We start from the raw sequence: 11,099 nt of genomic DNA, 5'->3' as shown, positions 1-11,099 counted from the left end.
CTGCCGCTGTCGTCGTGGCGCTTCCGTGGTGAACCTGGCCCATAGCGCTTCCTTCCACTCTCGTGAAAATAATGCACCATCAAATCCTGGGACTAAACATCTAGTTCAAAGCCTCGTTTCCGACTTTGGCCGTTTGCTGACTGGCCTCTCCCGGACAGGCAGGCGCGGAGAGCCGACCCTCCTTAAGGCGACCGCCGGAGCTTCAAAGGCTCACTTGCTGCCATCCACTGACCGTTTCCGGCTGCCAACATTCAGCCTTTCGTTCACCTCACGACTATGACTGCTTTAGTCGCCGCATGTTGCCATCTCGACGTATTACGCTGTCCTGTTCCCGCTGAGGCGTGCGCGCGCCTGACACCGTCGTAGGCGATCGGCGCCAGACCGCAGACGCGGCCTATCCTATCTGACCGCATCGAAGAACCTCCGGCAATAGTGGTAGGCGAGCCGGTCCCGGTAGCTGAGGATGTTGTCCTCGACCGTCGCGACCTCGCACGTCTCGGTTCCGCCGTTGGCCGGACCACGTAGTCCGCGCCCCACCATCTGCATGTATCGTACCGGGCTGAACACCGGTCGGGAAACCAGCACCATGTCAGATCTCGGGGCATCGAAGCCGGTGGTCAGTACGCTGTGGTTGCAGAGCACGCGGAGCTCGCCGGATCGGAAGCGGCGGATGAAGTGCTGACGAGCCAGCTTGTCTGTCTCTCCGCTCACTGCGGCTGCGGGACAGCCAGCGAGATGCAGACGCGCTGCAAGGTATTGCGCGTGCTTCACCGAATTCGCGAACAGGAGGATCGACGAGGCGCTGCTTGACAACACGCGGTCCAGGATGCGCTCGTTCCGGTCCGGATCCGAGCCGAGTTCCTCAATGACCGACTCGGGCAGCTCGCCATACTGCTCGAAGTGCCTGACGTCGGATGGCGAGAGGCTTACCGGACGGTCGTAGTGGATGGGGCTGTACCGTAGCTCGGACAGCACCTTCCGGCGCTTGAGCTCCTGATGCAGCCCCTCCTGGTCGGCTGGCAGCCATCGACGGTCGAAGCGACTGGCGAGCCTAGCCGATTCGTCGTCGTCGCGGCCACGCCATGGCGTCGCGCTGAGACCGAGCACTGGTGGTTCGCGCTCGCGCGTGCTCTCCCCGCCAGTCTGCACGTCCAACCACCGCAACAAGGAGCTGTAGCTGGGTGCGATCGCATGGTGGCACTCGTCGATGACGACGATCCCCGGTCGGCTCAGCCAGTCGAGGCCCTCGTGTTCCATCCTCGCATTCAGGGTCTGGATGCTCGCCACAACGACGATCGCCTCTCCTGCTTCCGGTGGGGTCGGGTTGGTCTGTCCGCCCCATAGGCGAACTATGCGTAACTCCTCGCCTTCGGCCCCCAAGTTTGACCATAGCTGCCGGAAGCATTGCACTGACTGCTCGCAGAGTTCGTCGGTCTGCGCGATCCACAGCGCGCTTCTGGCTTGCTGTCCGTTGAGCACGAGGCGTACCACCGCCTCCGCGGCGACGCGTGTCTTGCCGCCACCGGTCGGCAGGCTGACCACGGCGCGCCGCCTACCGGCTCCGGACGACAGCAGATCTTCGAGCTGGTGAAGGATGTCCTTCTGATAGTCGTGAAGCTCAGGAAGCGCGATCGGACCGCTCACGAGCAGCTCAGCGTCTCGCCGGACGGAGGTACTGGTGGCGAATTCTATCGGGAAGCCGAGTTCGACCACGAATTGCCGTGCCGCTTCGCCGCCCCAGCGCCTCGGCGGCTGAAGCCCCTCGGCCTCCAGAACGCCGATAAGCTTCGTCAGGATCGTCGGGCCATGCACCGCGAGGGCGAGCTCGGCCACACTCTCATCAGGAAGGCTGCCGTCGATTGCTTCGATGACCGATTCCGGGAGGGTCCCCATTAACGGGGCAGGCGCCTCGCCGACGGCTCTGAGCAGCCTCGCTGGCAGACCGTTCGCCTCTCTCACCGCTGCCCGCGCCTCCTGCGCGCGCGATGTCGCCAATTCCTCAACGAGGTTGCCGGCATCGCCCTCCAGCAGACCGGACCAGATCAGCGCGTCAAGGATCTGCCGCCTGCCCTCGAGCCATCCAAGAGCGTAGAACCTGTCCCGATCGATCATGATGAGGCCGGTGCTGTCACGTGCGATCACCGGCTTCGTGATCCTGTGCCCCGCGCGTTCGACCAAGCCACGCACCCAGACGGCGTCCGCGCGCTTTGCAGCCCGCGTCTTCAGCACTGGGGCCAACTCGGGGAAGATGTCACTCAGAAGCAGCGGATCCCCCAGTTGCTCTTCGGTCGTCACGTCGCTGTTGTCCATAAGGGGCTTCGCCCCCGCCGCTTCCCAACATTCGGCGGCGACCTCGGAAAGTATCACGATATCGCCGTCATTGATCTTCGCTGTCGCCGCTTCCCCGTCCACGCCGACGAATATCTCGCCGATCGCCATCGGTCCGGCCGAGGTGGGTACCAAGGTGGGCGTCTCCTTATCGGCCGCCGCCCGCTCCCAGAGAGGTCTGAGTCCCGGGAAGTCCTCTCTCGCTATGGCGAGCTCCGAGAAGACGGCGGCCCAGAATGCGCTCTTCAAGGCGGGGTTCAACTGATCAGCGTCGCACCCGATGCGGATGTCCGCCGGGGCCGCATACGCGAGGAGCACCGCCTGAACCCGCTGCCCACCGGCGTGTCCGACGCGGGCGAGCGCCTCGGCGACCTCGGGCGGAAGGTTCTTCAGGTGGACTAACGTGGATCTAACCGAGAGTACACCATACGTCGTGAGCCAGAAGACGAGCGGGTGGGCCGCCGAAAGAATTTCGTAGCAATCCCGTCTGGTGGAGTGACCGTAGGTGATCTGCCGAAAAATCGCCGATCTGTCGGTCGTGGTGGCGCCCTGGCGGGGGCGTTCCGTGGCTTCGATAAGACGCAGTGTCAGCGCAGCTGCATGCACTGCTGGCAGCAGCGGGAGGAGGCGCCAACCGGCAGGCATGTAGATCTGTTCTTGATCTAGGACTCCGAGCTTCCCGTATTGCGGTTTGCCGGTCACCTTGCGGAAGCCGACTTCGCACACCTTGTCGAAGTAGGACTTCAGCTGTTTCGAACTAAGGCCTTCCCAGTCGCGCACCAGATCGTATGCCAGCGGCGGATAGGTCTGCCAGACCTCTTCGGGCAGCAGATTGCGATGGGCGGCATGGAATTCGAGATCCAGCTTCAGTTCAGAGCTGACCCCAGCCTCATTCTCCAGAGTCACCGCGATCAACTCGTCACGTGGGCGGAATTCGCCATCGGCGTTCCTGTATCGCAGTTTGGTGACCCCGTTGTTCTTGAGAAACTCGTCGATCGCTTGGCCGGGAGCCTCGGAGAGGTTCGTCCAGAAATTGACCCAACTCTCCCCATCGTTGGCGGAGACCGCCTTCGTCAGCGACTCCGCCAGCACTGTCTGCCAGACGTCTGCGGTGAACTCCTTCACGGCGAGCGTCTCGGTGAGGAAGCGGTGGGCACGCTCATCCCCGGCCACGGCGAGCGAGACGGCCGTCAGCCCGGACGGGACCAGAGTGAGGGGCGCGATGATCGCATCATGAGGGCGGATCAGCGAAACTTTGTGCGACGGCACTATCCGTGCCTGCCGGATCCGCTGCTGCGCGATGAGCTTTTTGGCGTTCACAACCTCGTCAACGAAGTGGAGGAACGGGATCGCCGCACTGGGCTCCGCTCCGGCTACGGCCTCCAGCCACGCGCTGTCGTTCCACTGGGCAAGAACCGGCGCGGCGTCCTTGAGCGCACGCGCCGCCGATTCGCGGGCATACGCCTCAAGCCTTGAGGCGCGCCGCCGCCCCGACTGGCAGCTCGGATGGACGAGCCTGCGCTTTACCGGTTCATCGGCGAAGGCTGACCACCACTTGAGCGCCTCTCCATCATCGACCGGATGGCGGCCCAACTCCTCAGCACCCCTGAGCCGGCCGACGCCGTCGGCGAGGATCGCCCGGCCGACGAGGAGATCCCAGAGCGGATCGACGAGCGCGGCGGCAAGCTCGTCCTTCCGTTCGAGCTGCCGTGGAAGGGCGGACACGGGGGCACCCGGATCTTCCGATGTCGAAAGTGCAGTGATGTTGTTGGCGATGAGGAGCGCCGCCTCCCTCATGAGGGCCGAGTTCCAGGGGCCGGCGATCACATTGGTCCGGTCGCTGCTCAGCTTCCAGGGCGCGTTCAGGATACCCGAAGCCAGGGTCTCGCTTTGCGTGGGGAAGAATGCCCAGAATCGACCTGCGACCTCACGCGCGCCCAGCGGCACCGCCCACGCGAGTGGGACTTCATCTCGCGCTTGGAGATGCTGGGCGTCCGCTCTAGCTAAAGCGTCCGTGATGCGGGCCTTCGCCTGGAATAGGCGCCAGCGGCTCTCCGTCATGCCGTCGTCGACAACGAATATGTCTCCATCCCGACGACGGCTGATCGTACGCGTAACGCCCGCGTCTACCTCGAGGACGAGCTCGACGTCCGATTCGAGGAAGAGGACGAACTCAGCAGGGAACCTGGCCATCTCGTCCGCGAGGCGGTCATAGACCCCGGCTTCGATGATCTCCGCCGTGATCACGGTAGTCGCCCACTCGAAGTTGCCACACCTCCACAGCGGACTGTCTTGTCCGGCAGGGTCCAGAACCTTCGCCAGCCTCATTCCTGGCGCGCGCGCGTTCGCTTCGAGACTCAGATGGGTCCGGATCGTTGTTCGGCACCATTCCGGGTCGAAGCGGAGGCCTATAGAGCGGCTGACAAGTTCGACGCTTCCACCGAGCTTCAGGAGCGACTTGAACCCGATGCCGAACCGGCCGATCTGTCCGGCCCGTTTCGACGAGCTTCGGGCGTTGAGCAGCGCAACCACGCCGTCCCGGTCGAGGGCCGCGCCCGTGTTCGCCGCCGTCAAGCGAGAACGGTCCAGTCGGACATGGATGCGGCCATGGCCGTGGCCCTCCGATCCCTCGCCTATCGCGTCGGCGGCGTTCTGGACCAGCTCGAAGAGCTGGCGATAGGCGTAGCCGCCCGACAGCACCTCGATCTCGGTTTCGTAGTGTTCATTCGCGTCTCGTGGCTGAGCGCTATACGCCCGGAGCCGACGATCGCACTCATCTGCGACAAAAGCCTTCAGAGAACCGAAATCGTTGTCATCACTGTCCGCCGTTGCGATCGTTGTTGTCACCACTACGCCCCCCTTGCACAGCTCCGAGTGTAAATGGACGAATCCAATCTGGTTGTTAAGGCCGAAGACCCTTGATACATTTATCTGAAACGCGGATAATCATTGGGGAAATTACTGTGGGTCGAGGAAATGTGCGTCACCTTTCGGTCCGCGTGCCTTGGCATGACTCAATGTGGAATGGTCGTGTATGCCAAGACGCCCGAGCGAACTCCGCTTGCCTGGCGCTGAAGCGAACGGCCGAGAACCGGGACGACGCCCGCGAGGCTTCGTGCGCCGGAACCCGATTCGACGACATGGACCAGGCTCCGCCGTGCTTATCCGAGCGGGGAGGGTTCCTATCCCCATTCCCGGTCTCCCTACCTATTAAGCTCGACTACGCCGACTACAGCGCCGAGCACCGCCACATCCTTCCTCAGTCTGTTCATGTCCCCGCCTACGGAGGCGTGCTTACGCCTTATAGATGGATGCTGCGCGAGCATGCCTGGGAGCTGGCCGGCGTCTACGGGATCGATGCGAGCGAGGGTAACGAGCCGAAGAAGGGGGAAGCCCCTGACCTGATCGTAAATACCGCTTGGGTGCAGGATTGCGACAACCAGTCTGCTCTCCTGGACGGTTTCGCCAGCAACCTCTCGGAGGCGGGCTCGCTGATCTTCTTCTACGCGAAGCAGACGCCGTTAACGGACTCGGCCCGGCGTCAGATCGTCGCGGTCGCAAAGTTGGCGACACTTGGAAAGGTCGCCGAGTATCCCTACGAGGGGGGGCACCCGGACGGACGCATCCGGTCGATGATCTGGGAACGACCGTTTCAGCACACGCTCAGGCCCGATCCGAATGAAGATGGGGCGTGGCTCGGTGGTGTCGTGCTTCCCTACCACGCTCTGATCGCCCAGGCCACGATTCGTGACGATCTCGACGTGTCCGGCCTGGCTGCCGAAGTGCCCGATGACGCCTACGACCAGTTCCTCTACGGCACTGACCACGTCACGCACGGCAGCGCCATCAGCTCGCTGCAGTCGGTGCGCGTCTCTCTCGAAGCTGTCTCGAACATCATTCCCGGACCTTGGGCGCGCTACATCGAATGGATTGATCGGGAGCTGAGTGAACTCTGGTCGATGCAGGGCCCAGCACCGGGCCTGGGCAGCGCACTGTCCTGCTTCGATCCGCAGTTCAACGGCACCCTTTTCGCCCACGCTTTGGCGGGTGAGCTGGCCGATGGGACAGACCCTTGGCCGATCGTCGAGGAGATCTTCGTCGGTGGACGCAAGCCGCCCACTGGAGCGCCGCGCCTCACGACGATGCAGCGGAGGCGCTGGCAGCACCTTCACCGGACGGATCCCGAGGGCATGCGGCTCATGCGCCTTCTGGCCTGCTTCGAGCTGACCCGCGACCAAGCGAAGGCGGCGTTCGATGGCGAAGATGTCGAAGCGATCCTCGACAACCCTTACCGACTGTACGAGCTGTCGAGGAACACCGCTGATCCTGTTGCTCTGGGCACCGTCGACCGCAGTATGTTCCCGACGGATACAGCGACGATCCGACCGGCCCTTCCCGAAGACATGTTGGTCGACCTAGAGGAACCGGAGCACCCCCTCCGGCTGCGGGCACTCGTCATTGAAGCCCTCGAGAAGGCCGCTGCGAACGGCGACACGGTTCTTTCCGCCAAGCGCCTGACCAGCATCGTGGAGGCTCTGCCGCTGTCAGCGTCCGTCTCGGTGGACGAGACAGCCCTCGAGATTTGTGCCGACGACTTTTCACCCGAGGTGGCCGTCACCGTGCAAGACGGTGCCGTGTTCGCTCAACTGGTCCGTTACGTCAAAGCCGGCGAGATTATAGGCCGACACGTCGGCGAACGGATTAGAGCGGGAAAGCTCGCGACCTCGTGGCGCCCACTCGTCGAGAAGGAGTTTGGAGCGCCTGCCAAAGCCGACGCGGACGAGATCGCTGCGCAGGACGAGAAGGTCCGAGCGCTAGAGGTGTTGGAGTCTAATCGCATTGGCGTACTCAGTGGGCCGGCCGGTACCGGAAAGACGACGCTCCTTAAGATCTTTCTCGATCAGAAAAAGATCGTCGGCAGCGACGTGTTGTTGCTTGCCCCGACGGGCAAAGCGCGAGTGCGACTGGGCCAGCAGACAAGGCGGCCGGACCAAGCACGCACGCTAGCGCAGTTCCTTCTTGAGCATGGTCGTTACGATGCGGACACGGGCCAGTATGTCGTCGTTTCGGATGGGGCGACGGCCGTCGTGTCCACGTGTGTTGTCGACGAATGCTCAATGCTCACCGAGGATCAACTGGCAGCTCTCTGCAGTGCTCTGCCGATCTCAGCACGATTAATTCTGGTCGGCGATCCTCAGCAGCTGCCGCCGATCGGCGCCGGCCGGCCGTTCGTCGACATCATCGCCCACCTCCGGGATAAACATGCCGGCGCGGGTCTGGCCGACCTGACGGTAAGTCGGCGACAGACCGGCGATGATCTTGTTCCGGCGCTCTCGTTGCCCGATGTCCAACTCGCCAATCTCTTCTCCGGGCGCCCCTCCGAGCCAGGGGAGGACGAGATCGCATGCGATCTCGTGCAGCGGGACGGCGAGCGGCTCAGGCTGCTGACATGGGATACACCGGCGGCTCTACGGGAGCGGCTCTTGGATGTGCTCGCTCTCGAGTTCGAAGCCCAAGAAGGCGAGCTTGAGACCGAGCTTGAACTCTCCCTGGGCGGAACGCGCGATGGGGAGTTCATCTACTTTAATCGCGGCTGCGGGACGAAGGCGGAGAGCTGGCAGATACTTTCCGCCCATCGAAACATGGCAAGCGGATCAGCCGAGCTCAACCGCTTTATGAAGCAGACCGTTCGGTCGGACCGCTTGGAGGCGGCCCGTCTTCGTCGACGCGGTTGGCGGATGATCGAACCCCGTGGCTCCGATCAGATCACCTACGGGGATAAGGTGATCTGCCTTCGCAACCATTCGCGCAACTGCTGGAGCAAACAAGAGGGCCGTCAGAGAGGATACCTCGCGAACGGCGAAGTGGGGATAGTCCACGGTGATGCAGGTCAGCACCGGCTCGTCTACACCAACGTCGAGTTCGCATCGCAGCCCGGGGAAACGTACAGCTTCTCGCGAAAGGACTTCTCCGACGAAGGAAGCCCCTATCTTGAGTTAGCCTACTCCGTGACCGTGCACAAGGCGCAGGGATCGGAGTTCGGAACGGTTATCCTCGTGCTGCCGGAGAACAGCCGGCTCCTGTCTAGGGAGATGCTGTACACCGCCCTCACGAGGCAGAAGAACCGTGTTTGGGTGCTGCATCAGGGAAACTTCGGAAATCTTCTTCGCTTGCGGTCAGACTTCTTCTCTGAGACCAAACGGCGTTCGACCAACCTGTTCGGACTGGCCGCGATGCAGGAGATGTCGGTCGTCGCGACCGGCGGTCTCCGGACGGGTTGGCTCGCCACGAAGCTGATCCACTCTACACGGCGCGGCGACCTTGTGAGTTCGAAGTCGGAACTCGTGATCGCCGACATTCTCAACGACTTCGAACAGCGGCAGCAGATCCGATACAGTTTCGAAAAGCCTTTGACCGACGTCGCCGGTACAACCCGATGGCCGGACTTCACGATCGAGAAGGGTCAGGACGTCTGGTATTGGGAGCATTGCGGTCTGATGGGGCAGCCGCAGTACCGCGAGCGGTGGGCGCGCAAGAAGGAATGGTACGCGGCACAGGGCATCACCGACTGGAGCCCGACAAACCCAGCGGGGCGGCTCATCGTGACGGAAGACAGTGTCGCCGGGGGCATCGACAGCGGCTCGATCTCACGGTTGGCCGAAACGCTGTTCGGCGACTAAGGTTTGACACCGAGGCGATCTCGAGCCTCCCCGTCAACGAGTGCGACGATGATCCCTAGATCAGGGATTTTCTGATCACCGTCTCATTAACAAGCGTACAGTTGCTCCATCCGCGCGCTCGAAATCTGCCAGTCCGTTTTCCATCACGCGTTCGCACGCCGCGATGTGAACGAAAGTTGGCTTTCGGCATCGGCACCGCGGCGGCTGTGCGGCCGAAATGGGCGCATAGCTGTTCCTAACAGCGTTCACGCGAATATCGTTTTTCGATCATTTCATCTCAAAAGAGGACAATCCGCTTTCCCTCCCTGATCTGCCTGTCCGCTCAGTGACACAGGAGCAGACAGACGGCAGTCGCTCTCTTCTCGGACGAAAACCGGCCTTGTTCACGCGTCGGATAGCGGACATCATTACGATCGAGAGTGACACCGTTGCAGGAGGGTGGGTAGGTGCAGTTTCGTCGTGCGACGATGGTCGATCTGGTTGCCTACGCCGAACTGCGGCGCGCTCTATGGCCCGATCATGCTTTCGCCGAGCACGAGCAGCAGATCGCAGCTCTCCTAAACAGATCGAACGCTAAGAGCCTCTGCCTGCTCGCCGTTTCGGCGCGAGGCGCCCGTATTGGTTTTGTCGAAGCTGCCATGCGGCATGACTACGTGAATGGGTGCGCGTCCTCGCCGGTCGCCTTCCTCGAGGGCATTTATGTCACGCCCGCCGAGCGCGGGCGTGGGATCGCGCGGCCTTGTCGGCCAGGTCGCCCTCAGGGCGCGGCAGCACGGTGCCACGGAGCTTGCCTCCGACGCGGAACTCGCCAACACCAGCAGCCACGCCATGCACCGGGCCCTTGGTTTCGACGAGACCGAACGGGTCGTCTTCTTTCGCAAGAACCTTGACTGATCTGGATCGCCCGATGTTCGCACCTTATCTCGATCGTTGGCACCTGCTTCCGGATGGCGATCCGATCGTGACGGACACGTCGCGCCTTCTGCCGGTGATCCGGCTGGGCGAACCAGCGATGCTTAAGGTCACCATGCACGAGGACGAGCGCCTGGGCGCCAGACTGATGGCCTGGTGGAATGGCGCCGGCGCCGCACCGGTGATCGCCAAGGTGGCGATGCGCTACTCATGGCGCGCGCCACGGAATCTGGCTCTCTCGCCGGCTGGGCATGGGACGGTCGCGACGAGGAGGCCTTTCGCATTCTTTGCGAGACCGCCTCTCGGTTGCATACACCGCGCGCGACCCCGTCGCCGCCGCTCATGCCCCTGGCCGCGCGGTTCGCTGACCTTGCTCCAACGGCCGCGGGGCATGGCGGGATCATGCTCAACTCGGACGCTCGGGTGCCGATCTACGCTTCCTGGAAGCAGATGTGGCGCCAGAAGCGTAGAAGCTGGTCTCCCCTAATCCCGTTGCGGTTCATTTCGACATGAGCGAGTGCATCCTGTGCCGGATGATACGCGGCCAGACTGGCGTGAGTTTGGGAGGTTGGCGACAGCAACTCTACGGCGTGTCGTCAGTTAAGCAGGATGATGATTGAGGCGAACTGCACGGCTGCGAGGAAGGTCGATTTCAGTTTATCGTAGCGGGTTGCGATAGCGCGAAACTGCTTGAGTTTATTGAAGAACCTCTCAACAAGGTTCCGTTCGCGGTAGAGAGAAAAATCGGTTTCCCGTTGTGTCGTTCTGTTGCGTTTTGGCGGGATGACCGGGGTAATCCCGCGCTGTATCAGCCGATCGATCAACCTGTCCGCGTCATACGCCTTGTCAGCGAGGAAAGCATCCGGGTCGATGTTTTCCAAAAGTGGTTCTGCCTGGGTGATATCGGCATCCTGTCCCGGTGTGATGCCGAGTTCCACCGGATTGCCCAGAGCGTCGCAGATGGCATGGATCTTTGTAGTCAACCCGCCTCGTGATCGTCCGATGGCCTGATCCGTGCCCTTTTTTTGAGAGCTCCGGCACTATGCTGATGCGCCCGGACAATTGTGCTGTCGATCATCATGAACTGCCCCGAGTTTACCGGAGAGTAAAACTCTCGGAGGATGATCCCTATGGTAGAGAAGAAGAAGACATCGCGTTATTCGCCTGAGTTCCTTGAGC

Annotated in this window: 2 protein-coding genes and 3 pseudogenes; 3 read left to right on the top strand and 2 right to left on the bottom strand. The window is 62.4% G+C overall.

Annotated elements, in window-relative coordinates; genetic code table 11:
* Positions 1-399: 399 nt before the first annotated feature.
* On the bottom strand, positions 400-5,175 hold the full coding sequence (locus CFR79_RS14480) for a DEAD/DEAH box helicase (RefSeq protein WP_220030305.1): 4,776 nt from the start codon (positions 5,173-5,175) through the stop codon (positions 400-402).
* Between the two features lie 464 nt (positions 5,176-5,639).
* Between CFR79_RS14480 and CFR79_RS14475 the strand changes: the two genes are divergently transcribed.
* The 3 genes and pseudogenes from CFR79_RS14475 (at position 5,640) to CFR79_RS16415 (ending at position 10,433) form a co-directional block, all read left to right on the top strand.
* Positions 5,640-9,008 carry an AAA family ATPase gene (locus CFR79_RS14475; RefSeq protein ID WP_181417456.1) on the top strand — a complete coding sequence of 1,123 codons (3,369 nt, stop codon included), beginning with the start codon at positions 5,640-5,642 and terminating at the stop codon, positions 9,006-9,008.
* 467 nt (positions 9,009-9,475) lie between these two features.
* Positions 9,476-9,902: pseudogene (gene aac(6') / locus CFR79_RS16420) on the top strand (aminoglycoside 6'-N-acetyltransferase).
* 13 nt (positions 9,903-9,915) lie between these two features.
* Positions 9,916-10,433, top strand: a pseudogene (locus CFR79_RS16415) (aminoglycoside phosphotransferase family protein).
* A gap of 83 nt (positions 10,434-10,516) precedes the next feature.
* Here CFR79_RS16415 and CFR79_RS14455 read toward each other — a convergent pair.
* Positions 10,517-11,016: pseudogene (locus CFR79_RS14455) on the bottom strand (IS5 family transposase); the annotation flags it as partial.
* Positions 11,017-11,099 lie beyond the last annotated feature (83 nt).

This window comes from Komagataeibacter saccharivorans, assembly GCF_003207825.1.
GTDB lineage: Bacteria > Pseudomonadota > Alphaproteobacteria > Acetobacterales > Acetobacteraceae > Komagataeibacter > Komagataeibacter saccharivorans.
The sequence above is the reverse complement of the archived record's forward strand: the minus strand, read 5'-3'. Positions and strand labels throughout refer to the sequence as shown.